The 26,651-nt window shown below is 70.9% G+C and carries 23 protein-coding genes; 17 read left to right on the forward strand and 6 right to left on the reverse strand.

What is annotated here, in order from left to right:
- From FHU35_RS09560 to FHU35_RS09570, 3 genes are read left to right on the forward strand one after another with little or no spacing between them, the layout of a single operon-like run.
- Positions 1–855: a segregation and condensation protein A gene (locus tag FHU35_RS09560; RefSeq protein ID WP_145739805.1), complete on the forward strand. Its 855-nt coding sequence runs from the start codon at positions 1–3 to the stop codon at positions 853–855.
- Complete coding sequence (scpB, locus tag FHU35_RS09565) at positions 855–1,709, forward strand: SMC-Scp complex subunit ScpB (RefSeq protein ID WP_246110196.1); 855 nt, start codon at positions 855–857, stop codon at positions 1,707–1,709. The genes FHU35_RS09560 and scpB overlap by 1 nt, the downstream gene beginning before the upstream one ends.
- Complete coding sequence (locus FHU35_RS09570) at positions 1,699–2,472, forward strand: pseudouridine synthase (protein WP_145738161.1); 774 nt, start codon at positions 1,699–1,701, stop codon at positions 2,470–2,472. The genes scpB and FHU35_RS09570 overlap by 11 nt, the downstream gene beginning before the upstream one ends.
- Before the next feature lie 113 nt (positions 2,473–2,585).
- Here the strand turns inward: FHU35_RS09570 and FHU35_RS09575 are convergent, their stop codons facing one another.
- On the reverse strand, positions 2,586–3,767 hold the full coding sequence (locus FHU35_RS09575; protein ID WP_145738162.1) for a cation:proton antiporter: 1,182 nt from the start codon (positions 3,765–3,767) through the stop codon (positions 2,586–2,588).
- An 83-nt stretch (positions 3,768–3,850) separates the two neighbouring features.
- Positions 3,851–4,333 carry a cation:proton antiporter regulatory subunit gene (locus FHU35_RS09580; protein ID WP_145738163.1) on the reverse strand — a complete coding sequence of 161 codons (483 nt, stop codon included), beginning with the start codon at positions 4,331–4,333 and terminating at the stop codon, positions 3,851–3,853.
- 170 nt (positions 4,334–4,503) lie between these two features.
- On the opposite strand from FHU35_RS09580, the gene cmk reads away from it, so the two are divergent.
- The 5 genes from cmk (at position 4,504) to FHU35_RS09605 (ending at position 9,160) form a co-directional block, all read left to right on the forward strand.
- Positions 4,504–5,217 carry a (d)CMP kinase gene (cmk, locus tag FHU35_RS09585; protein ID WP_145738164.1) on the forward strand — a complete coding sequence of 238 codons (714 nt, stop codon included), beginning with the start codon at positions 4,504–4,506 and terminating at the stop codon, positions 5,215–5,217.
- Positions 5,214–5,885, forward strand: a complete 672-nt coding sequence (locus tag FHU35_RS09590; RefSeq protein WP_145738165.1) for a lysophospholipid acyltransferase family protein — start codon at positions 5,214–5,216, stop codon at positions 5,883–5,885. The genes cmk and FHU35_RS09590 overlap by 4 nt, the downstream gene beginning before the upstream one ends.
- Positions 5,886–5,896: 11 nt before the next feature.
- A complete protein-coding gene (der, locus tag FHU35_RS09595) occupies positions 5,897–7,315 on the forward strand; it encodes a ribosome biogenesis GTPase Der (RefSeq protein WP_186459427.1) in 1,419 nt (472 codons plus the stop codon).
- Positions 7,316–7,400: 85 nt separating this feature from the next.
- Positions 7,401–8,078 carry a response regulator gene (locus tag FHU35_RS09600; RefSeq protein WP_145738167.1) on the forward strand — a complete coding sequence of 226 codons (678 nt, stop codon included), beginning with the start codon at positions 7,401–7,403 and terminating at the stop codon, positions 8,076–8,078.
- Positions 8,075–9,160: a sensor histidine kinase gene (locus tag FHU35_RS09605; RefSeq protein ID WP_246110198.1), complete on the forward strand. Its 1,086-nt coding sequence runs from the start codon at positions 8,075–8,077 to the stop codon at positions 9,158–9,160. Before FHU35_RS09600 ends, FHU35_RS09605 begins: the two co-directional genes overlap by 4 nt.
- A gap of 17 nt (positions 9,161–9,177) precedes the next feature.
- Here the strand turns inward: FHU35_RS09605 and FHU35_RS09610 are convergent, their stop codons facing one another.
- Positions 9,178–9,765, reverse strand: coding sequence for a TetR/AcrR family transcriptional regulator (locus tag FHU35_RS09610; protein ID WP_246110199.1), 588 nt, complete (start codon positions 9,763–9,765; stop codon positions 9,178–9,180).
- A 66-nt stretch (positions 9,766–9,831) separates the two neighbouring features.
- Here FHU35_RS09610 and FHU35_RS09615 point away from each other — a divergent pair, with 66 nt between their 5' ends.
- Positions 9,832–11,196, forward strand: a complete 1,365-nt coding sequence (locus tag FHU35_RS09615; protein ID WP_145738168.1) for an MFS transporter — start codon at positions 9,832–9,834, stop codon at positions 11,194–11,196.
- 63 nt (positions 11,197–11,259) lie between these two features.
- Here the strand turns inward: FHU35_RS09615 and FHU35_RS09620 are convergent, their stop codons facing one another.
- Entirely contained in the window at positions 11,260–13,338 is a 2,079-nt protein-coding gene (locus tag FHU35_RS09620) for a S9 family peptidase (RefSeq protein WP_145738169.1), read from the reverse strand.
- A 236-nt stretch (positions 13,339–13,574) separates the two neighbouring features.
- Between FHU35_RS09620 and FHU35_RS09625 the strand changes: the two genes are divergently transcribed.
- The 3 genes from FHU35_RS09625 to FHU35_RS09635 are packed head-to-tail and all read left to right on the forward strand — an operon-like array spanning position 13,575 to position 18,630.
- On the forward strand, positions 13,575–14,543 hold the full coding sequence (locus FHU35_RS09625) for a glycosyltransferase family 2 protein (protein WP_246110200.1): 969 nt from the start codon (positions 13,575–13,577) through the stop codon (positions 14,541–14,543).
- Positions 14,543–16,972 (forward strand): GtrA family protein, encoded by a 2,430-nt coding sequence (locus tag FHU35_RS09630; protein WP_145738170.1) that lies wholly within the window; start codon positions 14,543–14,545, stop codon positions 16,970–16,972. Before FHU35_RS09625 ends, FHU35_RS09630 begins: the two co-directional genes overlap by 1 nt.
- A 20-nt stretch (positions 16,973–16,992) precedes the next feature.
- The gene (locus FHU35_RS09635; RefSeq protein WP_246110308.1) at positions 16,993–18,630 is read left to right on the forward strand and encodes a PIG-L family deacetylase; all 1,638 of its coding nucleotides are present in this window, start codon (positions 16,993–16,995) and stop codon (positions 18,628–18,630) included.
- Here FHU35_RS09635 and FHU35_RS09640 read toward each other — a convergent pair.
- Positions 18,627–19,970 carry an MFS transporter gene (locus FHU35_RS09640; protein WP_145738172.1) on the reverse strand — a complete coding sequence of 448 codons (1,344 nt, stop codon included), beginning with the start codon at positions 19,968–19,970 and terminating at the stop codon, positions 18,627–18,629. The two genes, FHU35_RS09635 and FHU35_RS09640, sit on opposite strands and share 4 nt — an antisense overlap.
- 329 nt (positions 19,971–20,299) lie before the next feature.
- On the reverse strand, positions 20,300–21,088 hold the full coding sequence (locus tag FHU35_RS09645; RefSeq protein ID WP_145738173.1) for a DeoR/GlpR family DNA-binding transcription regulator: 789 nt from the start codon (positions 21,086–21,088) through the stop codon (positions 20,300–20,302).
- A gap of 122 nt (positions 21,089–21,210) precedes the next feature.
- Here FHU35_RS09645 and FHU35_RS09650 point away from each other — a divergent pair, with 122 nt between their 5' ends.
- From FHU35_RS09650 to FHU35_RS09670, 5 genes are read left to right on the forward strand one after another with little or no spacing between them, the layout of a single operon-like run.
- The gene (locus tag FHU35_RS09650) at positions 21,211–21,903 is read left to right on the forward strand and encodes an HAD family hydrolase (protein WP_145738174.1); all 693 of its coding nucleotides are present in this window, start codon (positions 21,211–21,213) and stop codon (positions 21,901–21,903) included.
- A 34-nt stretch (positions 21,904–21,937) separates the two neighbouring features.
- Positions 21,938–22,993, forward strand: a complete 1,056-nt coding sequence (locus tag FHU35_RS09655; RefSeq protein WP_145738175.1) for a 2-hydroxyacid dehydrogenase — start codon at positions 21,938–21,940, stop codon at positions 22,991–22,993.
- Positions 22,990–24,450: an FGGY-family carbohydrate kinase gene (locus FHU35_RS09660; protein ID WP_145738176.1), complete on the forward strand. Its 1,461-nt coding sequence runs from the start codon at positions 22,990–22,992 to the stop codon at positions 24,448–24,450. The genes FHU35_RS09655 and FHU35_RS09660 overlap by 4 nt, the downstream gene beginning before the upstream one ends.
- A 1-nt stretch (position 24,451) precedes the next feature.
- Positions 24,452–26,173: a dihydroxyacetone kinase family protein gene (locus tag FHU35_RS09665; RefSeq protein WP_145738177.1), complete on the forward strand. Its 1,722-nt coding sequence runs from the start codon at positions 24,452–24,454 to the stop codon at positions 26,171–26,173.
- Entirely contained in the window at positions 26,170–26,646 is a 477-nt protein-coding gene (locus FHU35_RS09670) for a ribose-5-phosphate isomerase (RefSeq protein ID WP_145738178.1), read from the forward strand. The genes FHU35_RS09665 and FHU35_RS09670 overlap by 4 nt, the downstream gene beginning before the upstream one ends.
- Positions 26,647–26,651: the final 5 nt, after the last annotated feature.

The following is a 26,651-nucleotide window of genomic DNA, read 5'->3' on the forward strand; positions in this document are numbered from 1 at the left end:
ATCGACGCAGCACGACCGGATTCCTCGTTAGCGGACACCGAAGAGCAGACCGGTGACGGGAAGTTCACCGTCCGGCTGGAGAACTTCGAGGGACCCTTCGACCTGCTGCTCCAGCTGATCTCCGCGCACGAGCTGGATGTCACCGAGGTGGCGCTGCACAAGGTCACCGACGAGTTCATCGCCTACACGCGTGCGATGGGCGAGCAGTGGGACCTGGACGAGACCACCGAGTTCCTCGTCGTAGCCGCGACGCTGCTGGACCTCAAGGCAGCCCGGCTGCTGCCTGCCGCCGAGGTCGAGGACGAGTCCGACCTCGCGCTGCTGGAGGCCCGCGACCTGCTGTTCGCACGCCTGCTGCAGTACCGCGCCTACAAGCAGGTCGCCGCGTTGTTCGGCGAGCTGGAAGCCGGTGCGCTGCGCCGCTACCCGCGCTCGGTGTCGGTGGAGGAGCGCTACGAGAACCTGCTGCCGGAGGTGGTGATCGGCGTTGACCCGCAGCGGTTCGCCGAGATCGCCGCTTCGGTCTTCCGGCCCAAGCCGCCGCCGACGGTGTCGCTGGATCACATCCACCAGCACGGCGTCTCGGTGCGCGAGCACGCCGCCCTGATGCGGGTGCGGCTGGCCGAGAAGGGCACCTTGACCTTCACCGAGCTGGTGTCGGACTGCGGGGACACCGTCGAGGTCGTGGCCAGGTTCCTGGCGTTGCTGGAGCTGTACCGGGAGCAGGTGCTGCAGTTCGAGCAGGAGAGCCCGCTGGGTGAGCTGCAGGTGAACTGGGTCGGTGGCACCCTCGCCCAGGCGCAGGCCGAGGCCGATGAGCAGCGCGCCAACCAGGAAGAAGAGGAGTACGGCTGATGGCCGCCGAACCGGAACCCGAGGTCGAGACGACCTCTGCCGCGTCGCCGGAGGACCACTCCGCTGCGACCTCGGTGCCCGCGGAACCGGACCAGGTGGCGGAGGCGACGGGTGTCGACAGCGGTGAGGAACGCTCCCCCGAGCCTGTCTCCGGTGAACCGTCGGTCCCCGACGAGACGCCTGATCCCGGTGAACCGTCCGTCCCCGACGAGGCGTCCGAATCCGGTGAAGCGTCGTCGGATGGCGAGGCGCAGGCCTCCGGCGGGATCGCGGGTGACGACGAGGCGACCGAAACGCAGGGCGCTCCGGACCTGACCTCCGACACCGAGCTGGACGCGGCCCTGGAGGCGTTGCTGCTGGTCGTCGACGTGCCTGCGGGCGACGAGCTCATCGCCGAGACGCTGGGGCAGCCCGTCGGGCGGATCCGCTCCGCGCTGCGACGGTTGTCCGAGCACTACGCCGAGAACGAGCGCGGCATCGACCTGCGCTACGTCGGCGACGGCTGGCGGTTCTACTCGCGCGAGAAGTACGCGCCGTACGTCGAGCGCTACCTGCTCGACGGTCAGCGCACCAAGCTGACCCGCGCTGCGCTGGAGACCCTCGCGGTGATCGCCTACCGGCAGCCGGTGACGCGCTCGCGGGTCGCAGCGGTACGGGGTGTGAACGTCGACGGCGTCATCCGTACCCTTGTGGGGCGCGGCCTGATTGGCGAGGCTGGCACCGACCCGGAGACGGGCGGCATCCTGTACTGCACGACCGAGCTGTTCCTGGAACGGCTGGGGCTGTCGTCGCTCAAGGATCTGCCGCCGCTCGCACCCCTGTTGCCCGAAGTGGATTCGATCGATGACGTCTGAACGCCGTTCCCCCTCCAGCGCCGCGAAGGACCCCAACGAGGAGGGAGTCCGCCTGCAGAAGGTGCTGTCGCAGGCCGGTGTCGCGTCTCGGCGGGCCGCTGAGGAGATGATCGTCGAGGGCCGCGTCGAGGTCGATGGCGACGTCGTCATGGAGCTGGGACGTCGCGTGGACCCGGACAACTCCGTGATCCACGTCGACGGCAGCCGCGTGGTGACCAACGCCAGCACGACCCACCTCCTGCTGAACAAGCCCTCAGGGATCCTGTGCACCATGTCGGACGACAAGGGCCGTCCGTGCATCGGTGACTACCTGCGCGAGCGCCAGGGCAAGCTGTTCCACGTGGGCCGGCTGGACGTGGACACCGAGGGCCTGTTGCTGATCACCAACGACGGAGAGCTCGCCAACCGGCTGATGCACCCGTCCTACAAGGTGCGCAAGACCTACATGGCCGAGGTGCTCGGACCCATCCCGAAGGACCTCGGGCAGCGGTTGCGCGCGGGCGTGGAGCTCGACGACGGCCCGGTGAAGGTCGACCGGTTCAAGCTGGTCGACCAGAACCAGAACCGCGCGCTGGTGGAGGTCGTTCTGCACGAGGGCCGCAACCGCATCGTGCGCCGCCTGCTCAAGCACGTCGGCCACCCGGTGCAGCGGCTGGTGCGCACCCGCATCGGCGACGTGCAGCTCACGTCCGAGCGCCCGGGTGCCATCCGGCCCCTGAACCGCCAGGAGGTCGGTTCCCTCTACAAGATCGTGGGCATGTGACGTCTCGCGGTGGCCGCGGCAGGTGAACGCGCCGCGGCCCGTCCCAGTTTTAGTCATAACTGAGCCATGATCATGTCCGAAATGTCGGCTCAGTTTGGACTAAAACTGGGAGTTCACACGGCCTGGGGCTTGCGCTTGCGGAGCAGGACCGCGCGGGCCAGCGGCTCCACGACGCGGGCGGCGACCGGGCCGATGATGGCCATCAGCAGGACGTAGGCCGTGGCCAGGGCGGCGAGCCCGCCGTCGACCGAGCCGGAGGCCACGGCCAGGCCGGCGATGACGATCGAGAACTCGCCGCGCGCCACCAGGGCCGCACCCGCGCGCATCCGACCCATCCGCGCCACGCCTTGCATGCGGGCAGCGATCCAGCCGGTGATGATCTTCGTGACGCAGGTCAGGGCGGCCAGCCCGAGCGCGATCGGCAGCACCGGCGGGATCAGCGAGGGATCGGTGTTGAGGCCGAAGACCACGAAGAACACCGCGGCGAACAGGTCGCGCAGCGGCTCCAGCATCCGGGTCGCGTTCTGCGCGGTGGAGCCGGAGATCGCGATGCCGAGCAGGAACGAGCCGACCGCGGCCGAGACCTGTAGCTCCGAGGCGAGTCCGGCGACCAGGAGCGCCGCGCCGAGCAGGCGCAGCAGGAAGACCTCGGGGTCGGGGCTGTCGACGATCGCCGAGACGTACTTGCCGAAGCGGAGCGCGATCAGCAGCACCACGGTGATCACCAGCAGCGAGATGCCGACTGCGGTCAGACCGCCGAGGAAGCTCACCCCGGCCAGCAGCGCGGTGAGGATCGGCAGGTACACGGCCATCGCGAGGTCTTCGAAGACCAGGATCGAGAGGATCACGGGTGTCTCGCGGTTACCGAGCCTGCCCAGATCGCCGAGGACCTTGGCCACGATCCCCGAGGACGAGATGTAGGTGACGCCGGCCATCGCCAGCGCGCCGATCGGACCCCATCCCAGGAGCAGCGCCACGATCGCGCCGGGGGCGGCGTTGAGCACGATGTCGATCAATCCTGCGACCCAGGACCGGCGCAGGCCGGTGACGAGTTCACCCGCGGAGTACTCCAGCCCGAGTAACAGCAGCAGGAGCACGACGCCGATCTCGGAGGCGATGTGGGTGAAGGGCTGAATGCCGTGCAGCGGAATCAGGCCGCCGGTGCCGAACGCGATTCCACCCAGCAGGTACAGCGGGATCGGTGATATGCCGATCTTCCACGCGAGCCTCCCCAGAATGCCGAGACCGAAGAACACCGCTCCCAGCTCGATAAGGGAGATCGCCGTGTCGTGCACCGTGTTTCCTCTCGCGTTTTCCCTGCGTATGGAGTTGTGACGGCCGGTCGGCGTTGACCTCCGCGAACCGGGCGCTGCGTGGCTCAGCCCTGGGTCAGGATCTCTCCCGCCGCTCGCAGCCCGTCAGCGGTACCGACCACGACCACCAGGTCACCTGCGGCGAACACGAAGTCCGGCCGCGGGGACGGGTGGACGACGTTGTCCCGCACCACGGCGACGATCGACACCGACGTCCGGGTGCGCATCTCGGTATCACCGAGCTCACGTCCCGCGTAGGGCGAACCGGCGGGCACCGGCAGCTGCCAGGTGGTCACGCCGGCGACCTCCCGCTGCTGCTCGGCGAGCTTCGAGACCAGCTGCGGAGCCCCCAGCAGGCCGGCCAACGTGCTGGTCTCGGTGCTGGTCAGCTCCACCGAGGCGGCGACCTTGTCCGGGTCCTCGTGGTCGGAGACGATCAGCTCGAACCGACCGTCCCGATAGGTGATCACCCCGACGCGGTGTCCAGATCCAGTGGTGAAGTCCTGGCGCGTGCCGAGCCCCGGCAGCGGAGTCACAGTTACGTCCACTCTCGCAACTCTAAAGGTCGTCTCATCTATTCCTTGATCCGGCCGGTTTCGGTCCGATTCCGATCACCAAGCGGACGCGATTGGGATTCACGGGTGCGGGCCAGGCAGAATGGTTGGCTGGTTCCGGCGGTCAGCCGGGGCGGCTTCGTGATGCGGGGAGGAACGGCGACGTGGCGCAGGCCAGGCTTCGTGGGGTAGTGGCTCTCGACGGTCCGTCGGGTACCGGCAAGTCCACGGTGTCGAAGAGGTTGGCCGCGGTGCTCGGCGCGACTTACCTCGACACCGGCGCCATGTACCGGGCGGTGACGCTCGCGGTGCTGCGCGCCGGAGTCGACCCCGCCGACTCCGCAGAGGTGACCCGGATCGCCCGCGCGGCCGATCTGGGCATGGGCACCGATCCGCTCGCGCCCGCCGTGCGGCTCGACGGTGCCGACGCGGAGCCGGAGATCCGCGGTCCGGAGGTCACCGGAGCGGTCTCGGCCGTGTCGGCGGTGCCCGAAGTCCGCGAGCTGCTGGTGGCGATGCAACGCGAGCTGATCGGCCGCGCGATGACCGAACCGGGCGGCATGGTCGTCGAGGGCCGCGACATCGGCACGGTCGTGGTGCCCGACGCGGGCCTGAAGGTGTACCTGACGGCCTCCGCGGACGCGCGGGCCCAGCGCAGGACCGCGCAGGACGCCTCGGACGGCCGTCGGAGCGACCTGAGCAGCACGCACGCCGACGTGCAGCGACGCGACTCCCTGGACTCCGGGCGCAAGGTGGCGCCGCTGCGCCAGGCCGACGACGCGGTCGAGCTCGACAGCACCGACCTCGACATCGCCGGGGTCCTGGAGCAGCTCTCCAAGCTCGTGGAGTCGCGCGGACTGCTGGTCGGCGCGCGATGAGCGCCGATCTTCCCGAGGGCACCTGGCCGAGGCTGTACCGCGCAGGCAGGTGGATCTCGCGCTGGCCGCTGCGGGTGCCGTTCCGCGTGAAGGTGCACGGCGCCGAGCGCATCCCGCGCACAGGGCCGGTCGTGCTGGTGGCCAACCACAGCTCCCTGCTGGACGGGCCGCTGCTGATCGGAATGCTGCCGCGCCCCGTGACGTTCCTGATCAAGCAGGAGCTGTTCAGCGGTGCGCTGGGCTGGTTCCTGGCCCGCATCGGGCAGATCGGGATCCGGCGCGGTGAACCCGACCGCACCCCGCTGCTGGCCGCGGTCCGCGTGCTCAAGGGCGGTGGGATGGTCGGCGTCTTCCCGGAGGGCACGCGCAACTCCGGCGAGGTCGACAACGCCCAGCACGGAGCGGCTTGGCTCGCGCGCGCCTCGGGCGCGCAGGTCCTGCCGGTGGCCTGCCGGGGCACCCGACGTCCCGAAGGGTCGGGCCGTAGGCTGTTACCCAGGATCGACATGCTGTTCGGGGAGCCGATCTCGCCAGCGGGCGGCAAGGGCCGCGCCGGGCTGACGGCGGCGACCGAATCCGTGCGCACCGAACTGGTCGAGCTGATCGCCGAGTTGGATCGGCTGGTCGCCGACCGGACCAATGACGATGTGAGAGGTAAACGAGCGTGACCGACGAGTCGCTGGAGGACCTGGACGGCACGTGGTCCGACGAGTCCGAGTGGGCGGAGTTCGACGAGGCAGCCGCGCAGGGTGACGAGGCGCCACCGAAGCCGCAGCCGGTCCTGGCCGTGGTCGGCCGGCCCAACGTGGGCAAGTCCACCCTGGTCAACCGCCTTCTGGGGCGTCGTGAGGCCGTCGTGCAGGACACCCCGGGCGTGACCCGGGACCGCGTCGCCTACGACGCGTTGTGGAGCGGCCGGCGCTTCACGGTGGTCGACACCGGGGGCTGGGAGCCCGACGCCAAGGGATTGCAGAGCTCCGTGGCGTCGCAGGCCGAGATGGCCATGCACACCGCCGATGCCATCGTGCTGGTCGTCGACGCCAAGGTCGGTGCCACCACCACCGAGGAAGCCGTGGCCCGCGTGCTGCGCCGTTCGAAGCGGCCGGTGATCGTCGTGGCCAACAAGGTCGACGACGAGCGCAGCGTCTCCGACGTGCACTCGCTGTGGTCGCTGGGTCTGGGCGAGCCGATGCCGGTGAGCGGTCTGCACGGGCGCGGTTCGGGCGACCTGCTCGACAAGGTGCTCGAGTCGCTGCCGGAAACCCCGCGCGAGGTCTTCGGCGCCACCGGAGGCCCGCGCCGGGTGGCCCTGGTCGGCAAGCCCAACGTCGGCAAGTCCAGCCTGCTCAACAAGCTCACCGGTGAAGACCGCTCCGTCGTGCACGACGTCGCGGGCACCACCGTGGACCCGGTCGACTCGATGGTCGAGCTCGACGACCAGGTGTGGCGCTTCGTCGACACCGCCGGTCTGCGCAAGCGGGTCAAGACCGCCAGCGGCACCGAGTACTACGCGTCGCTGCGCACCAAGGCGGCCATCGAGGCGGCCGAGGTCGCGATCGTGCTCGTCGACGGCTCCGAACCGATCAGCGAGCAGGACCTGCGGGTCATCACCATGGTGGTCGAGGCGGGCAGGGCGCTGGTCCTGGCCTACAACAAGTGGGACAAGGTCGACGAGGACCGTCGCCACCAGCTGGAGAAGGAGATCGACCGCGAGCTGGTGCGGGTGCGCTGGGCGGAGCGCGTCAACGTCTCCGCGCTGACCGGCCGCTCGGTCGCCAAGCTCGCGCCGGTCCTGCGCACCGCGCTCGACTCCTGGGACACCCGCGTCTCCACCGGTCGCCTCAACGGCTGGCTCAACGAGCTGGTCGCGGCCAGCCCGCCGCCCGCGCGCAGCGGCCGGCAGCCGAAGATCCTCTTCGCCACGCAGGCGCAGACCCGGCCGCCGACGATCGTGCTGTTCACCACGGGCTTCCTGGAAGCCGGCTACCGCCGGTTCCTGGAGCGCAAGTTCCGCGAGACCTTCGGTTTCGTCGGCAGCCCGGTGCGCATCTCCGTGCGGGTCCGCGAGCGCAAGGCCAAGGGCAAGGGCAAGCGGTGACGCGCACGGGTGGTGCGTGCGCTGGAGGCATCTGCTCCCGTTAGTCTGCTGGCGACCCTCGGGAACAGCGGAGGTGAACCGAGAGGTGGCGGCAATCGACGGCGGTGGGCCGATCCGCGTCGCGCTGGCCGACGACGAGCCGATGCTGCGTCGTGGGTTGAAGGTCCTGCTGGAAAGCGGCGGCACCATCGAGGTGGTGGCCGAGGCCGATGACGGCCACGGGCTGCTGTCGGTGGTGCGCGAGCACCGCCCGGACGTCGCTCTGATCGACGTGCAGATGCCCGGCAAGGACGGACTCGCCGCGCTGCAGGAGCTCGTGCGACTGCCCGAGCCGCCGGTGTGCGCCATGCTCACCACCTTCGACCTCGACGACTACGTCACCGGCGCGCTGCACTCCGGCGCGCAGGGCTTCCTGCTCAAGGACGCCGAGCCGGAGGTGCTGGTGCGCGCGGTGCAGGACCTGGCCGCGGGTGGAGCGGTGCTGGATCCCCGGATCACCGCGAGGCTGCTGCCGCGGCTGCGGGCCGCCAGCGACAACGTCCGCGAGCTCGACCTGGTCAAGGCCCTATCGGCACGGGAGCGGCAGGTGCTGCAGCTGCTCGCCGACGGCCGCTCCAACGCCGACATCGGTACGCGGCTGGGCCTGACCGAGGCGACCGTGAAGAGCTACGTCTCCACGGTCCTGACCAAGCTCGGCGCGCAGAACCGGGTGCAGGCCGCGCTGATCGCGCAGCGGGTCGCCGGCGTCGGTGGTGCGCGGTGAGCGGCGTCAACTGGCGGTTCTGGGGGATCGAGGCCCTCGCTGTCGGTCTGCCCGTCGCCGCGGTCATCGCGATGCCCGATCCGCTCGGCTACGGGGTCATCTCCGGGCTCGCCGCGGGTCTGCTGCTACCGCTGCGGCACCGCTGGCCGCGGATCACGGTGCTGCTGTGCATGCCCGCGATGGCAGGTGGCCTGGGCTGGGCGGCGATCCTGGTGGCGATGTTCCGGCTCGGCCGGGTGCGGCCGAAGCTGCTCGAACTGGCTGGGTGGGTGCTGCTGACCTGCGTGGTCGCCCTCGCTCCGGTGCTGATCACGCAGTCGCTGGCGGTGGGCTCGATGCTGCTGACCGTCGCGTTCGTGATCCTGTCGGCGGCCGCGCCTGCCGCGCTGGGCACGTTGGTGGCGTTGCGCGAGCAGCTGGCCGAGAGTGTGCGGCGGCTCGCCGTCGCCAGCGAGGTGGCGGCGAGGGCCAAGGCCGAGATGGCCAAGGCCGACGAACGCGCCCGCATCGCGCGGGAGATTCACGACGCCGTCGGCCACCACGTCACTTTGATCGCCGTCGAGGCCGCCGCCCTCGGTGCGAGCACCGACGATCCCGCTGTGCGCGAGACGGCCACGCGGACGCGAGGCCTCGCCAAGCAGGCGCTGGAGGAGATGCGCTCGACCCTCGGGCTCGGATCGGCGTCAGCCAGGGACGAGACGACCACGATCTCGGACCTGGTGGGGCAGGCGCGCGCCTCCGGTGTGGAGGTGGAGCTGACCGGCGACCTGGAGCACCACGAGACGCCGGGCGCCGTCGAACGGGCCGCCTACCGCGTGGTGCAGGAAGCGCTGACCAATGCCTCCAAGCACGCGCCTGGTGCCGGGATCCGGGTGGACCTGCGCACCATGGCCGATGCGCTGCGCATCGTGGTCACCAACGACGCGCCGGACCACGGGCGCGAGCCGATCACCGAGCTCTCGGGCGGCGCCGGTCTGGAGGGCCTGTCCGAGCGGATCCGCATGGCAGGCGGCGAGCTGGACGCGGGCCCGTCGGAAGACGGCGGTTTCCAGCTCGTCGCGGTCCTCCCGCAGCACTCCTAGCGACTCCGCGCCCGGGGTCAGAGGCAGAGCTGCGGTCCGAGTCGTTCGAGGTAGTTCGTGATCAGCGTCCGCGCTTCGGGTTCGGAGAGCTGTCCTGTCATCAGCAGTGTCCCGAGTCCGTGCGCCAGTCCCATCACTTCCCAGGCGAGCAGGCGTGCGGCCGGCGCGCTGCGGTCGTCTGACTGCAGGAGGCCGGTGAGGTGGTCGGCGAGCTCTTTCAGGTGCTTCTGGTAGGCCCGCCCGGCCACGTCGGGGTCGGTGATCGCCAGACCTTCCAGGGAGACCCCGACGCGGTGGAAACCTCGGCTCTCCCGGTCGGTGGGGAGCGCCTCGTCGAAGAACGACTCGACGATGTCGCGCGGTGATGCGCATTCCCGCTGTCGTCGGGTGCGGGCCTGCCACCGTTCGACGCTCTTGTCGGCGAGGCGGTCGAGCGTGGCGCCGAGGAGCTGGTCCTTGGTGCTGCCGTAGTACTGGACCAGTCGGAGGGACACGTCCGCTTCGGCGGCTACGGCTCTCATGGTGACGGCGTTGACTCCACCGCGTGCCAGGAGACGCTCGACGGCGTCCATGATCTCGGTCCTGCGCTCGGACTCCGCAGTCACAGGTGATCCCTCCCTCGCCGCGATGATACATTCGTATCAACTGATACAGGCGTATCAAGGAGCGACATGTCCTCTCCGTCGCCACGGCTCGGGCTGTGGATCTCCTGTCTGGCTCAGCTGATCGTGGTGCTGGACATCTCGGTGGTGAACGTCGCGCTGCCTTCGATCCAGGACGACCTGGGGCTCGGAAGGGTTTCCGCGTCGTGGGTGGCGATGGCCTACAGCCTCGGCTTCGCCGGTGTGCTCCTGGTCGGCGCGCGGTTGGCCGACGTCGTGGGCGTCGCGAGGCTGCTCGCCTGGAGCCTGGGGGCGTTCACCTTGGCGAGCCTCGTCGGGGGGCTCGCGACGACGGGCTGGGTGCGCATCGCCGCCCGTGCCGCGCAGGGGATCTCGGCAGCCGCGGTGTCTCCGGCGACGTTCACGTTGCTGACGACCACCCATGCCGAGGGCCCGGATCGAACACGAGCGATCGCTGTCTGGACCGCGGTGAGCTTGGCAGGGGGCGGACTGGGCAACATCGCCAGCGGGGTGCTCACCGGCCTGCTCTCGTGGCGAGCCACGTTGCTGATCAACCTGCCGATCGGGGTCGGCGTCGTCGTCGCGGCACTCGTCCTCCACCGGCGGAGCACCGACCAGCGCGGTGCGGGGCGCATCGACTTGATCGGAGCAGCGCTGGCAACAGCCGCGTGCACGTGTGCCGCCTACGGGCTGTCCGTCGTCGGTGAGCTCGCCACGAGCGGTCTTCCAGCCGCGGTGTGTTCGGTCGCGGTCGCGCTGGTCGTCCTGCTTTTCGTGCACGAGCGCCGCACGCCCCACGCGCTCGTACCGGCCGAACTCGCCCGGGATCGGCTGATAGTCCTGGGCAACATCGCAACCGCGCTGACGGGCGCGTGCTTCCAAGTCGGCCTGTGGTACTTCCTGACCTACCGGATGCAGGCTCAGCTCGGCTATTCACCGGTCGAGGCCGGTCTGGCCTTCCTCCCGCTCACCGTCAGCACGCTGGTCGTGAACCTCTGGCTCACGCCCCGGCTGATGAGGACGACGGAGGCCCGGTCGCTCATCGTGGCAGGTGTGGTGATCGCCGTTCCCGGGCTGCTCTGGCTCGCGGTCGTCGACCGCGGACCGTTCGCTCTCGCGGTCCTGGTGCCCACCGTCGTGATCGGGATCGGTGGTGGCCTGTTGAACACGCCGCTGGCCACGCTCGTCACCGCGGGCGTCCGCCCCGAGCACGCTGGTGCGGCGTCCGGCCTGATGAACACCGCGAAGCAGTTCGGCGGCGCGATCGGCCTCGCAACCGCGACCACCACCGCCGCCATCACCGGCACCGACAGCGCAGCGTTCGTCCTCATGGCCGCCGCGCTCCTCGCCGTCATCGCCGCGGCGGCTGCGATCCCCGCCCACCGCCGGTCAGCGCAGCACGCCGCGTCATGATCTCCGACTCGGTGTCGAGGGCTCCGCCGAGCGGGAGGGCCCGTTTCTCGACTCCGCCGAAGGTCAGCGCGCCAGGGACTTGCGCAAGAAGTCGACCTGCATGACCAGCAGGTTCTCGCTGGTCGTCTCGTCGGTGGGCATGTGGCTGACCCCTGCCAGCGGCAGCACCGTGTGGGGACGGGCGGCTGCCGTCAGGGCGGCCGACAAGCGCAGCCCGTGGGCGAGCACGACGTTGTCGTCGACCGTTCCGTGCACGATCAGCATCGGGCGTTCCAGCTTCGCGGCGTCCCGCAGCAGCGAGTTCGCCTCGTAGACCTCGGGAGACGTGTTCGGATCGCCGAGGTATCGCTCGGTGTAGTGGGTGTCGTAGAGCCGCCAGTCCACCACCCCCGCGCCCACGATCGCGGCGTGGAAGACGTCCGGGCGGCGCAGCGCGGCGAGTCCCGCGAGGTACCCGCCGAACGACCAGCCGCGGATCGCGACCCGGTCCAGGTCCAGCTCGGGGTGCTCGGCAGCGGCGGCGTGCAGGGCGTCGACCTGGTCCTGCAGCGGGGGCCCTGCGAGATCGCCTGCGATGGCCCGGTCCCAGTCCGGTCCGCGCCCGGCCATCCCGCGACCATCGATCACCAGGACCGCGAAGCCCTGGTCGGCGAACCACTGCGAGGTCAGGTAGCCCTGCTGGCGCGCCAGCACGCGCTGGGCGTGCGGACCGCCGTAGGGATCCAGCAGCACCGGTAGCGGGCCGTCGGCCTCGGTGTACCCGCTCGGCAGCAGCAGGGCGCTGCGCAACCGGCGCTCGCCGAGGGTCAGCAGGCGGACGTTGAGGTTCAGGCCGTGCTCTTCGGCGTGGTTGTCGATCTCGGCGATCGTCGCGTCACCGCGACGCACGACGACACCGGTCCGCGGGCGGTCGAGGCCGCTCGTGGCCACGACCAGAACGTCGCCGCCGCGAGTGCCGATGTGCACACCGGAACCGCTGGTCAGCCGTTCGTGCCCGGCGGAGGTGACGCGGTAGAGGTGGACCTCGGCCGGGTCCTCCTCGGAGCCGGAGACCAGCACGTCGTCGGTGCCGATGTCGACGATGCCGCGCACCTGCAGCGGCGCGGACGTCCACGGCCGGTCGCCGACGAGCAGGCGGTAAGCACCCTCGGCCGCGTCGATGCGCACGAGCTCACCACCCGGCGTCCAGGACGGCCAGCCCGGCTTGATGTCGATCCACTGCGGGTCGGTGTCGCGGTGGACCTCGCGAGTGGTGCCCGTCTCGGTGTCCACCGCGAGCACCAGCTGGGTCCGCTGGTCCCGGGTCTGCACCGCGATCAGCGGACTGCCGTGCCGCGACCAGTGCGCGGTCACGAGGTACGGGTAGGTGCTCCGGTCCCACTCGACGGCGACGCGTTCGCCGTCGAGACCGATCGCGGACAGCGTGACCTCGGCGTTGGCGGTGCCCGCTGCCGGGTACCGGGTGGCCACCGGCTCGCGGTCGGGATGTGCCGGATCGCCCAGGTACCAGTGCCCGACAGGGGATTCGTCGACGCGCGCGACCAGCAGCGCGTTCCCGGTGGGTGCCCACCAGTAGCCGCGGTGGCGGTCCATCTCCTCGGCCGCGATGAATTCGGCCGCTCCCCAGGTGACGGCGTCGCCGTCCGGTTCGGCCAGGGCGCGGTCCCCGGAGCCGTCCGCAGCGATGATCCGCAGCTGGCCGCGGGACAGGTAGGCGATGTGCCTGCCGTCGGGGGAGGGGCGCGGGTCGGCGACGGGCTGCTGGACCGGGAGCTCGCGCGCCTCACCGGTCGCGACCGCCACGGCGAACAGTCGGCCGGACAGGGTGAACACGACCAGTTCGCCCTCGCGGTCGGTGCTGTAACCGGTGATCCCGGTCGCCCGCTCGCGCGCGCGTTCGCGACGCGCCTGCTCCTCGGCGGTCACCTGGTCGTCGGCCTGCAGCTTCGCCGGATCCACCAGCAGCCGCTCGGTTCCGCTGGCGGTGTCCAGCACCCACAGCGCGGTCGTGCGGTCGGTGCCGCTGGTCGAGCGCAGGAACAGCACCCGCGCACCGTCGCCGACGACGGTGAAGTTGCGAGGTGCACCGAGGCTGAAGCCCTGGGTGCGCGCGCTCCGGCGAGGAAACGATGCGGACGACATGCGAACCAGCCTGCCATTGCGCGCGCGGTCACGCCGCACCAGGGCCGCCGCGCATCGGAGCGGTGGCGATGGGCGTTGGCCGCGACCGGTTTTGGTGCGCGCAGCCGTGAGCGGGCGCGGAGGATTCGTCTCCGGGTGGGGGATTCGCCGGTGTGTTGGCAGGGGGTCGGGAGGGGGTCGCCGGGCAGGGTCCGGGGTGATCCAGCAAGGCCCGCAGCGACTTCCGAATTTCGGGCGTGCGGGCCGTCGACCCAGAGACGGATGAGAACTGCGCCATGTACCTGTCGATGGTGGTGCCGTGCTTCAACGAGGAGCACGGATTGCAACGGCTGCGCGATGCGCTGGTGGAAGCGCTGGCCGGTCACGTCCGGGAGTACGAGGTGATCCTCGTCGACGACGGCAGCACCGATCGGACGCTGTCCGAGGCCCGGCGCCTGAGCGAGCAGGACCCGCGGTTCCGGTACGTGTCGTTGAGCCGGAACTTCGGCAAGGAACCCGCGATGCTGTGCGGACTGCGGCACGCCCGCGGGAGCAGGGTGGCGGTGCTCGACGCCGATCTGCAGCATCCGCCGGGCCTGCTGCCCAGGATGTTGGTGCTGCTCGACACCGGCTACGACCAGGTCGTCGCGCGGCGTGGCCGCTCCGGTGAAGGGGCCTGGAGAACGGCGTTGTCCCGCATCTACTACCGGCTGGCGCGGCGCGCGTTGGACGTGCGGCTGCACGACGGAGCCGGCGACTTCCGGGTGCTGTCGCGGAGGGCGGTCGACGCGCTGCTGTCGTTGCCCGAGCACCACCGGTTCTCCAAGGGCCTGTTCGCCTGGATCGGTTTCGAGACCGGCCAGATCACCTACCGCAACGTGCCTCGCGAGACGGGGGAGTCGAGGTGGCGGCTGTCGGCCCTGGTCGATCACGGCTTCGACGGGCTGATCTCCTTCAACGACACACCGTTGCGCCCGGCGATCTACCTCGGTCCGGTGATCGCCGGTCTCGCCGGCTCCCTCGCGTGCAGGCGGCAGCCTGGGATGGCGGGGCTCCTGGCCCTGGGTGGTGTCCAGGTGTTCCTGCTCGGCGTGCTGGGCGAGTACCTGGGGCGCAGCTGCGCCGAGTCCCGGCGACGGCCGCACTACCTGGTCAAGGAGTGCGGGCCGATCCGGGCGCAGCTGCCCGACGGGCACCGGTCGCAGACCGCGGAACTGGTGTCGTGATGCGGCGGTTGGTCAGCTCCACCCAGTTCGGCAGGTTCGCGCTGGTCGGCGGGGCGAACACGGCCGTGCACTGGGCGGTGTACCTGTCGTTGTGGCTGGTGCTGCCGTACTTGCTGGCGCACGTGCTGGCCACCGGCGCGGCGATGCTGTGCTCCTACGCGCTCAACTGCCGGTTCACCTTCCGGGTACCGGCGCGCGGACGATCCTTGCTGCTGTTCCTGCTGGCGAACCTCGTGCTGCTGGGCGTGAGCACTTCCGCGGTGGCGCTGGCCGTCGCCGTGCTCGGGGCCGATCCGAGGCTCGCGCCGCTGGTGGGGGTCGCGCTCGTACCGGTGACGTTCATGGCTACCCGCGCGACGCTCGCCCGTCGGGTTCGAGTCGAGTGGCGCGGTGCGGCCGGGGTGGGCGCGCTGGTGGCGGGGCTCGGCGCGTTGCCGCTGATGGTGAACTCCTCGTTCTACTTCGCCGATGACAGCGCCGCGCAGTTCCTGCCGATGTGGCATCGACTCGGCGAGCGGCTCCTGGCGGGGGAGTGGGCGTTCGGGCTGGAACCTGACTCGTGGATGGGCGGGAACCTGGCGGCCGAGTCGCTGTTCGGCATCTGGAATCCCGTGCACCTGCTGGACTTCGTCCTGGTCGCGCTGATCGGCGACCTCGCGGTCGCCGCAGCGGTGGTGAAGATCCAGTTCCTGGTGCTGCTGGGTGTCGGCAGCTACCTGCTGTGCCGGAGCTACAGCGCGAAACCCGCTGCGGCGTCGGCGGTGTCGGTGGCCCTGCCGGTCTCAGGCTTCGTGCTGCACTTCCAGGCGGCGAGCTGGGCGGGTGGGCTGATGGGCTTCGCGTGGCTGCCCTGGTCGTGGTGGGCGCTGCGGCGGTACGTGGCGGGAGACGCGCCTGCCCTGATGCCGTTCGTGTTCTGCTACCTGTGCGTCTCCGCCGGTGATCCCTACGGGCTCCTGGCGCTGTGCCTGGTCTTCGCGGCACTGGCCGTCGAACCCGGCCGCTGCCGGTTGATCGGGATCGGCGCGTCGGTTGCCGCGTGCCTGCCCTTGGTGTTCTGGCCGGTGCTGGCGACCTCCGCGGTGGGATGGCGGTCCGGGCGCGAACTGTTCAACTCCGGTCTGCTGGTGCCGGGCATCGGCGACTTGCTCAACGCGAGCACGCCTGCGTTCCTGCCGCAGATCCTCTCCTTCGGCGACTACCGGATGACGGTTCCCAGCACCTTCCTCGCGTGGTTCGCGGTTCCGCTGCTGCCGTGGGTGGCGTGGCGGGAGATGCCGTGGCGGCGTTGCGCCGCAGTCGTTCTCGTCGCGGCTTGCTATGCCCTGCTCTGCCTGGGTCCGTCGAACGTGTGGATGTTCCGCTGGCCGCTGCGGCACATCGCCGTCCTGCACCTCGCGATCGCGGTGCTGCTGGCGGTGGCCCTCTCCGCCGGTCTGCGCAGCGATCGGGCGCGGAGGCGAGCGGTCGCTTCGGCGGCGCTGCTGCTGGCGGGCGGCTACCTGGCGTTCGCGGCCTGGCCGGCGCAGGCGCCGAAGCACCTCGTCGGGCTGGTGCTGGTCACCGGGCTGCTGGTGTGGGCGCTGCGCTCCGCGCTGTTCCCGGTCCTGCACCTGGGCACCGCGCTGGTGCTGGCCGCGCAACTGCTGTGGTTCCCGGTCAACCGCGATGTCGCCGACTACCACTTCCCGGTCGACGTCGCCGAGCTGCGCCGGCAGCACGCGCCGCTGCGCGACGGCACGGTGGTGCAGATCGCGGCCCGCGAGCTGATCCCGCAGGAGCGGATCGACGATCGCAGCATCTGGTCGGACCTGCTGCTGGGCAACATGCACGCGGCCGCTGGTGTGGCGAGCCTGGTGTCCTACACCGGAATCGGGCACGACGCCCTGCACGAGGCGTTGTGCCTCAACTACTTCGGCGGCACCTGCTCGCGAGCCTACGACCGCTTGTGGGGTCCTGACCGCTTGGCCGACCAGCTCAAGGCCACCCACGTCGTGGTGCAGCGCAGGCTGCGGGAGGTCACTGAACCACCACCGGGCTGGCACCTCTCCGAGCGCACCCCCGAGGTCGTGGTGCTCACCCGGATCGCGCCCGTCCCGTGGCCGCACGGACGGTTGAGCGCTGCGCGCGGTCCGCGGGTGGTGGCGGACGTCCAGCGCAGTGCTCGCGTCGAGACCGTCCGCTTCACCGGGAGCGGGGAGCTCGTCTTCGCCCGGCTGTTCTGGCCCGGTTACCGGGCGTCGGTGGACGGCGTCCCAGTGCCGCTCACCGCGACCGGATCCGGGCTGCTCACCGCACGAATCCCGCGAGGGATCGGGGGTGGTGAGCTGACGCTCTCGTGGACTCCACCGGGTGCCGAGGCCGGGGTGCTGCTGGTCGCGGTGGGAGCGCTGGGAGCCCTGCTGATGTCGCGGCGGCGACCGTGCTGAGGGCGGGCGTCTTGCTGCTGGTGGTCGCGCTGTCGCTGGCGGCACCCGGGGTCGCAGCAGCGGGTTCGCCGAGGCCGTCGCACCTGCAGGTGGTGGCGCACCCGGACGACGACATGCTGTTCATGAGCCCGGACGTGCCCTTGGCGATCCGCGCGGGCGCGCGGGTGACCACGGTGTTCCTCACCGCGGGGGAGAGCGACGTGCAGCCGCAGGCCGAGTACGCGGCGAGCCGGCAGGCCGGAGCGCGCGCCGCGTTCGCTGCGATGGCCGGAGTGGCCGACGAGTGGACGCGCTCGGTGCTGGAACTGCCCGGACACCGGCTGGTGGAGTGGTATCGGCTCCGGCAGCGGCCTTCCGTGGGCCTGGTCTTCCTCGGGTTGCCCGACGACAACAACCCGCGTTCGCGGCACGCGCTGAGCAGGTTGTGGCACGAGCCCGGCCACCGCGAGCGCACCATCACCGCGGCCGGCTCGATCGTGCCCCCGACCAGCCACGACCGGGCTTCGGTGATCGAGTGCCTGATCAGGTTGCGGGAGACGTTCGCGCCGACGCTCATCCGCGCGCAGGACCCTCGACCGGATCCGCGCTACCAGCAGCAGTGGGGCAGCGCGCACGACCACCCAGACCACGTCGCAGCCGCCCGGTTCACCGAAACCGCGCTGCGCGCAACAGGTCTGCCGCTGCTGAACTACCGCGACTACAACGTGGCCGATGCGCCACCGAACCTCCCGGAACGCGTCGTCGCCGACAAGCGCGCGGTCTTCGCCCGCTACGCAGAGCACGACTCGCAGGTGAGCCTCGGCGAGCCCTACGACGCCTGGATCGCTTCGATGCGCCTGCGCCGACCGCCGGGAACGCGTTGGGCGAGCGCCGACGGCCACGTCCAGGTGCGCCGGAACGAGCTGGTGCTCAGCAGATCCGGCGTAGAGTCCGTTGTGGACACACCGGGGTTCGTGCCGCGCGACGGTTCCGCGTCGTTCGCCGGGCCCGGCACGATCGTCGCGCAGGAACGCGATTCCGGAGCGGTGTGGCTCAAGGAGGGGCCTCGGTCGTGGCGACCGCTGGGCCTGCCACCGCCGCGAAACCCGGGGGTGGACCTCGGCCCGCCCTCGGCCGTGCCGGTGCGGGACGGCGTGGTCGTCGCCCTCCGGGACGCGGGAGGCGGAGTGAGCGTTCGCACCGCAGGAGGGTGGTGCCGTCTCGGTGGGAACGACGTCGGTGACGAGGTCTCCGCAGTGGTCGGATCCGGTGGAGCGGTCCACGTGCTGGCCGCCTCCCGCAGCGGGATGCTCCACTGGCGCCTCACCGCGGCCGGGTGCGGTCAACAGGTGACCTCCGGCGAACGGCCCGTCGGCGCCATCGCCACGACCAGCGGATACGCCACGTACCGGGACGTGCGGGGAGATCTCGTGGTGCTGGCCGAGGCCGCCGGGTGGACGCGCGTGCGGACGATCGACGCGCGAGCCATCTCCGATCCGGCGATCGCGCCCGGGCCCGTGCTCGCCGCCCGCAACGCTGACGGTCTCCTGGTGATCTACGAGCCGGAGGGCGAGACCACACTCGGCCCCATCGAGTCCCAGCCGGCGCTGTCCCCGGACGGCGACCAGGCCGCCGCCCTCACGGGCGACGGCCTGGTCCGGACCTTTCGCGTGCCCTAGGCCGACGCGCCTGCGGCCTCCGGTGCACCGGTGCGCGGCACGCGGTGCTCGCCGGGGTCGCTGTCGTCCTTCATGCGCAGCGACAGCACGCCCACCGCCAGGTACATCAGGCAGAACACGATCGTCGCGCCCCCGCCGCCGACCAGCGGGTACAGCACCGTGACCACGACCGGGCCGACGAAAGCCGCGCCACCGGCACCGAAGTTCAGCACCGCCAGCGCCGAACCCTTGTCCTTGGTGGCCACCATCGAAGGCATCAGCGCCGACAGCGGCACGAAACCGGCCAGCACCAGCCCGTAGACCACGCCCAGCACGGCGGCCACGGCGAAGCTCTGCGTGGCGATCGAGCTGAAGTACCAGAGCGGGGTGGCGATCGCGCAGCCCACGCAACCGAACCAGGTCACCGTGCGACGCCAGCCGAAGCGGTCGCCGAACACGCCGAAGAACAGGTTCGCCAGGATGTTCGCGCCGTAGGCGATCGACGCCAGCGACGCGACCTGGGCGGCGGTGAGGAACCCGCCGTCCGGAGCCGCCGGCCCGAAGGTGAACGGGAACATGGCGAAGAACCCGTACTGCGGTGCGGTGTTCACGATCCGGATCAGGCCGCCAGCCAGCACGCGGCGGTCGCGCCACAGGATGTCCACGCCCTCCGCCAGCCGCTTCAGGCTGCGCGGGTTCTCGACCGTTTCGTCCGCGATCGGCTTCAGCCCGTGCTCCTCGCGCACCGCGAACGAACCGAGCAGCACACCGCAGGTCACCACGACCAGCGACAACACCAGGGTCTGGTAGTCGGTCAGCCCGAACACGCCGATCGACAGCGCGGCCAGCGCGGCGCCCAGCGTCGGCAGGCCACCGGTGAAGGCGAACCAGAACCAGCCGGCGACCGAACCCCGCATCTTCGTCGGGCTCGCGACCTGCGCCCACGCCAGGAACGAGAACGCGAACAGCGGGTAGGCCAGCCCGCGGATGCCGTAGGTGGCGACGATGAACACCGCGTTGTGCGAAGGCAGCGCCGCGAACAGGAACAGGCACTCGAACCCGACCCACCAGGCGCCGCCCAGCCACATCACGCGGCGCGGACCCCAGATCGCCGAGAGCGTTCCGGAGAACCAGGCCGCGATCATGGCCGCGACCCCGTAGAGCGTCACCGTGGCGAACGAGGCGGTCGCGCCCGGGAGCGAACCGCCCTCGGGGCGCTGCAGGTAATCGGACAGGAACGTGGTCTCCACGCCGTCGCCGATCATGAAGATCAGCACGGCGACGAAGCCCCAGAAGAGCTGGCGCGGGATGCCTATGCGGTCGAGGAGACCAGGCGAGCCGGCTGCGGAAGTTTGGGACATCACTGTCTCCAACAGGGTCGGATGTTCGGCGCTCGATGCGCCAGCCAACGAATGCCGGACATCATGCACCCTGTTGAAGTTAACGCACAAGATGTTAATTCTTTTGTGACTGCTTTGGTGGGCCTTCTCGTGGGGTGGTTCAGGCCTGCATGTTTCTTCCGCCGCTCTGGGTTTGGGCCTTACTGACAACTACTCAGTGGTCTTTTTGCGTGGCGGTGCGGGTAGCGGAACCTCAGACGCCTTCTGGCTCCGGGATCCGAGGCTTATGAAGCGACTTCGTCGCTTGCCTGACGTGGGTTGCTTGGTCCTGGTCCTGGTCCTGCTTGGTCTCAGCTGGTCTTGGCGAGGTGGACTTCTGCTTCTTCTCGCATTTCCTCGACCAGGTCCTCGTTGAGGTCTCCTGCCAGGAGGACGTGGTCGAAGGCGCTGACCGGGGCGAGTTGGTGGAGGGCCGAGCGGGCCACCTTGCTGGCGTCCATCATCAGGACCTTCGTCGTGGCGCTGCCCATCATCGCGCGCTTGACCAGCACGATCTCCTGCTCCTGGTGGTAGGTCAGCCGGGAGTTCATCGCCGAGGTGGACAGGAACACGATGTCCACCGAGAAGGTCGAGATCATCTCCTGGCACGGCAGGCCCAGGTAGGAGTCGTGGGTGCGGGAGTACTCGCCGCCGAGGCCGATCAGCCGGATGTCCGGCACGTCGCGCAGCGCTTCCTGCACCTGCCGGTAGTTGCTGACCACCGTCAGCGGTCCGATGTCCGGCAGCAGCCTGGCGAGCGCGAGCGCGGTCGTGGAGTCGTCGAGCATCACCGACATGCCCGGGTTGATGAACCGCAGGGCGTCGGCGGCCAGCGCCTCCTTCTCGGCCGTGTGGGTGTGCAGCCGGAAGTCCGAACTGGACTCGAACACCGTGGACGGCTGCGCCGAGACGCCTCCGTGGTACTTGCGCAGCAGGCCTCGCGTGGCCAGGTCGTCGAGATCCCGGTGCACGGTCATCAGGCTGACCCCGGTCAACGAGGACAGCTCCGCGGCGCTGGCGAACCCCTGCGAGAGCACGTGATCGACGATCTGCTGCTGCCGCTGGAGGCGAGGGGACTGCTTCTTCGGTGCTGACGCCATGCGCTCATCTTGCCTCGCCGGGTCGGCGGTGCGGCGCAGACCTGCCGATCTATCACTCAAGTAGTGACAGTTAACGTTAGTAGTGTTAATTTAAGTCCATCAGTGATTGGCGGGAGGTACGTATGACCCAGCCGGATCGACCGAACGAGGCGCACCGAGCGGTCGTGTTCGACATGGACGGCGTCCTGGTCGAGAGCGAGCACCTGTGGGAGCGGATGTGGACCCGCTTCGCGGCGGCTCGCGGCCGCACCTGGACCGGGCAGGAGACCCGGCAGGTCCAGGGCATGAGCGCGCCGGAGTGGGCTGCGTTCCTCGCGGAGTTCAGCGAGGCCGCCGAATCCGCGGTCGAGACGGAGCGAATCGTGGTCGACGACATGATCACCGCGCTCGACGACGGCGAGATCGAGCTGCTTGTCGGTGCGGAGAAGATGGTCACCGACGTCGCCGCCCGAGCACCCATCGCGCTGGCCTCCTCGGCGCCGCGACGGCTCATCGACGCGGTGCTCGACCGCCACGGCCTGACCCCGCACTTCAGCGCGACGGTTTCCAGCGCCGAGGTGCCGCGCGGCAAGCCGAGCCCCGACGTGTACCTGGCGGCGGCCGAGAAGCTGGGCCATGACCCCGCGCACTGCCTGGCGGTCGAGGACTCCAGCAACGGGTTGCGCGCGGCCGCCCGGGCGGGCATGACGGTGATCGCGATCCCCAACGGCGACTACCCGCCGGCGGAGGACGCGCTCGCCGGGGCCACCCACATCGCCACCGACCTCGACGACGTGCGGCTGAAGCTGGTGGGATCGCTGCCGCAGGCACGCTGAACCCGCACCACCTCGCGACAAAGGAGTCCAGGAGATGACAAGCGTTCTGGCTGCCGGAGACCACTTCGTGCATCCCGAGGTGTTCGTCGACGCCCTACGCCGCGCCACGCAGCGCGAGCTGCGCTTCGACACGCTGAAGCTGCCGTGGCCGGTGGAGCCGTTCGGGCCGGTCGGCACCGTGCAGGAGGCCAGCGGGACCGAGCAGCAGCTGCTCGACGCGCTCGGCGACAACGAGATCGTCGCCACCCAGATGGCACCGTTCACCGGCGACGTCCTGGGGGCCGCCGAGAAGCTGAAGTTCGTCGGCGTCTGCCGGGGCGGCCCGGTCAACGTCGACCTGCAGGCGGCCACCGACAACGGGGTCATCGTCAGCTACGCCCCGGGCCGCAACGCGGCCGCGGCAGCGGAGTTCGCGGTGGGCCTCATGCTCGCCGCGCTGCGCCGGATCCCGGGCTCGGACGCCGAGCTCAAGGACGGGAACTGGCGGGGTGACTACTACGCCTACGAGAACGCCGGGATCGAGCTCGAAGGCTCGACCGCGGGGCTCGTCGGCTACGGCGCGATCGGTCGCATCGTCGCGCGGGTGCTGCGTGCTTTCGGCGCGAACGTGCTGGTCGCCGATCCCTTCGTGGACGCAGCGCAGATCGCCGGCGAGGGCGTGGAGCTCGTCGAGCTCGAAGAGCTGCTGCGGCGCAGCTCGGTGGTGAGCCTGCACGCGCGGCTGACCCCGGAAACCCGCAACCTGCTCAACGCCGACAACCTCAAGCTGCTGCCCGAGGGCGCGGTGCTGGTCAACTCGGCGCGCGGCGGTCTGCTGGACTACGCGCCGCTGCCCGGGCTGCTGCGCTCCGGCAAGCTGGGCGCGCTGGCGGTCGACGTCTACGACATCGAGCCGCCGCCGCGCGACTGGCCGCTGTTCGACGCGCCGAACGTGATCACCACTCCGCACCTGGCGGGTGCCACCCGCCAGACCGCGCACCGGGCCGCCGAGATCGTCGCTGGTGAGGCCGCCAGGTTCCTCGACGGGCGGAAACCGCGCTTCGTGGCGAACCCGGACGTGCTGGCCCAGTTCGGGGACCTGCGGCCATGATCATCGGAGTCGACGTCGGCACTTCGGTGACCAAGGCATCGCTGCTCGGCCGCGACGGGTCGGCGAGGCTGACCCGCAGCGTGCGCTCCACCCTCCGGCGACCGGCGCCCGGTCTGGTGGAGCAGGACCTCGACGAGGTCGTCGATTCGGTCGTTCAGGTCGTCCGCCAGGTCGCCGCCGCGGCCACCGAACCCGTGCAGGCGCTGGCCATCACCGGTCAAGGGGACGGCCTGTGGCTGCGGGACGAGCAGGGGCGCGGCGTCGGCGCCGCGATCTCCTGGCTGGACGCGCGGGCCGCCGGGGTGCTGCGGGACTGGGAGACCAGCGGTGCGCAGCGGAAGGTGCACGCGCTGACCGGTTCCGGGATGTTCCCCGGCTCGGCCGGTCCGCTGCTGGCCCACCTCGCCGAGCACGAGCCGGAACGCCTCGAACGCGCGGCCGTCGCCGGGTACTGCGTGGACGCGATCGTGCAGCGCTTCACCGGTGCGATCACCGTGGACGCCTCCGACGCCTCGCTGCCGTTCCTGGACGTCCCGACGCGCGAGTACTCGACCGCGGCGCTGGAAGCCTGCGGCATCGCCGAGCACCGGCGCCTGCTGGCCGACACCACACCGGTGGGCGGGTTGTTCGAGCTCTCCGGCAAGGCGGCGGCCGAACTCGGCCTGCGCGCAGGGCTCCCGGTCTCCGCAGGCCCGTTCGACCTGCCCGCCTGCGCCTTCGGGTCCGGGGTCGGCGAGATCGGCGACGGCAGCCTGGTGATCGGCACGACGCTCGGTTGTCAGGTGCTCCGCGACGAGGTCGTGATCGACCCGAAGGGCGAACCCGCCGGGATGTGGCTGGCGACGCCGATGCCGCAGCGCTACCTGCGGGTGATGCCCGCGATGGTCGGCACCGCGAACCTGGACTGGGTGCTGGCGATGACCGGCTCCAGCGTCGACCAGCTGGAATCCCTCCTGGAGCGGAGCGCCCCCGGGGCCGGCGGTGTCTCCGCGCTGTCGTTCCTGTCCTCCTCCGGTGAGCGCGCGCCGTTCGTGGACTCGCGTGCGCGCGGTCAGTTCACCGGGCTGTCGCTGGAGACCACGCCCGCGGACCTGGTGCGCGGGATGTGCGAGGCGGTCGCCTACGCCGCCCGGCACAACCTGGAGAGCGCCGGGCTCAGCGGCGAGGTCGCGGCCTGCGGTGGCGGTGCCCGCTCGCAGGCGTGGAGCCAGATCTTCGCCGACGTCCTCGGCCGCCCGCTGCACGTTCCGCACGAAGAGGGCGTCGGTGCGCGAGGCGCTGCGATGACCGCGTGGGACTCGCTGGGCGACCCGGTCGACCGCGAGAAGTGGGCCGCCGACCGGCGCGTCGTGCGGCCCGATCCGGAGGCCGTGGAGTTCTACGACCGCGGCTACCGCGACTACCTGACCGCCATCGAACGCGCCCGGCCGCACTGGGCGCCCGTCGAGGAGGCCTGACGTGACGCGTTTGTACGACGACCCGGCCACTTTCACCGAGGACATGGTCACCGGCTTCGTTGCCGCGCACCCGCAGCACGTGCGCCGGGTTCCCGGCGGTGTGGTGCGCTCCCGACCGGCCCGCGCGGGCAAGGTCGCGGTGGTCACCGGCGGCGGCTCCGGGCACTACCCGGCGTTCTGCGGAGTCGTCGGTCCCGGTTTCGCCGACGGCGCGGTGATCGGCAACATCTTCACCTCCCCGTCGGCCGCCGACGCCCACTCGGTGGCGCGCGCGGCGGATCGCGGAGCGGGAGTGGTGTTCTCCTTCGGCAACTACGCCGGGGACAACATGAACTTCGGCCTGGCCGTGGAACGCCTTGCGCGAGAAGGAGTGCGCGCGCACAACGTGGTCGTCACCGACGACGTCGCCAGCGCTCCCGCCGAGGAGCAGGCCAAGCGGCGGGGTGTGGTGGGCGACTTCGTGGTGTTCAAGGTCGCCTCGGCGGCGGCCGAGGAGGGCTACGACTTCGACGAGGTCGTGCGGGTCGCCGAGCACGCCAACGCGCGCACCCGCAGTCTCGGGGTCGCCTTCGACGGCTGCACGTTGCCGGGCCAGGACCACGCGCTGTTCGAGGTGCCGGAGGGCCGGATGGGACTCGGCCTGGGCATCCACGGCGAACCCGGCGTGTCCGAGACGCCCATGCCCTCGGCATCCGAACTGGCGAAGACGCTGGTGGACGGCGTGCTGGCCGAGGCCCCGGCCGAAGGCGGGCGCGTGACGGCGATCCTCAACGGGCTCGGTGCCACGAAGTACGAGGAGCTGTTCGTGGTGTGGGGCACCGCGGCCCGGCTGCTGGCCGAGGCCGGGGTCGAGGTCGTCGCGCCGGAGGTCGGGGAGTTGGTGACGAGCCTGGACATGGCCGGGTGCTCGCTGACGCTGACGTGGTTGGACGACGAGCTGGAACGGCTCTGGCTCGCTCCCGCCGACACCCCCGCCTACCGCAGGGGCACCATCGAATCGTCCACATCGGACGTCGAGGTCGAGGACGTGGTTCCCGTCGAGCAGGAGGTCGTGGTCGCGCCGGAGGCGGGCCAGGCCACGTCGGGGGTGGTGGCCGGAGCGCTGCGCGCGGTCGCAGACCTGTTGCGGGACAACGAGGACGAGTTCGGCCGACTCGACGCCATCGCGGGTGACGGTGACCACGGTCGCGGCATGACGCGAGGCAGCGCAGCGGGTGCCGAGGCCGCCGAGACGGCCGCGGGGCAGGGCGTCGGCCCCTCCGCGGTGCTGCTCGAGGCGGGTGACGCGTGGGCGTCGAAGGCCGGCGGGACGTCCGGGGTGCTGTGGGGAGCCGCGCTGCGCTCCTTCGGCGACCTGCTGCCCGACGACCGCGAAGCCCGCGCCGCCGACCTCGTCGCGGGCGCCGATGCCGCGCTCGCCTCCGTGCAGCGGCTCGGACGGGCGGAACTCGGTGACAAGACCCTGGTCGACGCCCTGGTTCCGTTCGTCGACGAGCTGCGAGCCGCCGTCGGCGAGGGCGTCGGGGGCGTCGCGGCCTGGCGCCGCGCGGCGACCGCGTCGACCAAGGCCGCTGCGGCCACCGCGCAACTGCGGCCCCGCACCGGTCGGGCCAGGCCGCTGGCCGAACGCAGCGTGGGAACGCCGGACCCGGGAGCCACGTCGCTCGCGCTCGTGCTCACCCGGGTCGGAGAACTGATCGAACGAGGGGGAGAGGACCAGTGAGCCAGGAGCAGTTGCGCATCGTCGTGGGATCCGACGACGCAGGCCTCGAGTACAAGAACGCGTTCAAGCAGGACCTGGAGCAGGACTCGCGGGTCGCTTCCGTCGTGGACGTCGGGGTCGGCAGTGACGAGCACACCGCCTACCCGCACGTCGCGGTCCAGGCCGCCCGGTTGGTCGCCGAGGGGTCGGCCGACCGGGCGCTGCTGGTGTGCGGGACCGGGCTCGGCGTGGCCATCAGCGCCAACAAGGTGCCCGGCATCCGCGCCGTCACCGCGCACGACAGCTACTCGGTCGAGCGGTCGGTGCTGAGCAACAACGCGCAGGTGCTGTGCTTCGGGCAGCGCGTGATCGGGCTCGAACTGGCCCGCAAGCTCGCGGGGGAGTGGCTCGACTACCGTTTCGACGAGAACTCCTCCTCGGCGGGCAAGGTCGCGGCGATCGACGGCTACGAGGGCCCCGGGGTGGCCTGTTGAAGGGG

The sequence above is a fragment of the Saccharopolyspora dendranthemae genome (assembly GCF_007829955.1).
GTDB lineage: Bacteria > Actinomycetota > Actinomycetes > Mycobacteriales > Pseudonocardiaceae > Saccharopolyspora > Saccharopolyspora dendranthemae.

What these genes read in the sequence shown, in the direction of transcription:
- FHU35_RS09620 (WP_145738169.1), bottom strand. Translation starts at nt 13,338, where the DNA reads ATGTCGTCCGCATCGTTTCCTCGCCGGAGCGCGCGCACCCAGGGCTTC.
- FHU35_RS09655 (WP_145738175.1), top strand. Translation starts at nt 21,938, where the DNA reads ATGACAAGCGTTCTGGCTGCCGGAGACCACTTCGTGCATCCCGAGGTG.
- FHU35_RS09645 (WP_145738173.1), bottom strand. Translation starts at nt 21,088, where the DNA reads ATGGCGTCAGCACCGAAGAAGCAGTCCCCTCGCCTCCAGCGGCAGCAG.
- FHU35_RS09660 (WP_145738176.1), top strand. Translation starts at nt 22,990, where the DNA reads ATGATCATCGGAGTCGACGTCGGCACTTCGGTGACCAAGGCATCGCTG.
- FHU35_RS09615 (WP_145738168.1), top strand. Translation starts at nt 9,832, where the DNA reads ATGTCCTCTCCGTCGCCACGGCTCGGGCTGTGGATCTCCTGTCTGGCT.
- FHU35_RS09590 (WP_145738165.1), top strand. Translation starts at nt 5,214, where the DNA reads ATGAGCGCCGATCTTCCCGAGGGCACCTGGCCGAGGCTGTACCGCGCA.
- FHU35_RS09640 (WP_145738172.1), bottom strand. Translation starts at nt 19,970, where the DNA reads ATGTCCCAAACTTCCGCAGCCGGCTCGCCTGGTCTCCTCGACCGCATA.
- FHU35_RS09630 (WP_145738170.1), top strand. Translation starts at nt 14,543, where the DNA reads ATGCGGCGGTTGGTCAGCTCCACCCAGTTCGGCAGGTTCGCGCTGGTC.
- scpB (WP_246110196.1), top strand. Translation starts at nt 855, where the DNA reads ATGGCCGCCGAACCGGAACCCGAGGTCGAGACGACCTCTGCCGCGTCG.
- FHU35_RS09570 (WP_145738161.1), top strand. Translation starts at nt 1,699, where the DNA reads ATGACGTCTGAACGCCGTTCCCCCTCCAGCGCCGCGAAGGACCCCAAC.
- FHU35_RS09650 (WP_145738174.1), top strand. Translation starts at nt 21,211, where the DNA reads ATGACCCAGCCGGATCGACCGAACGAGGCGCACCGAGCGGTCGTGTTC.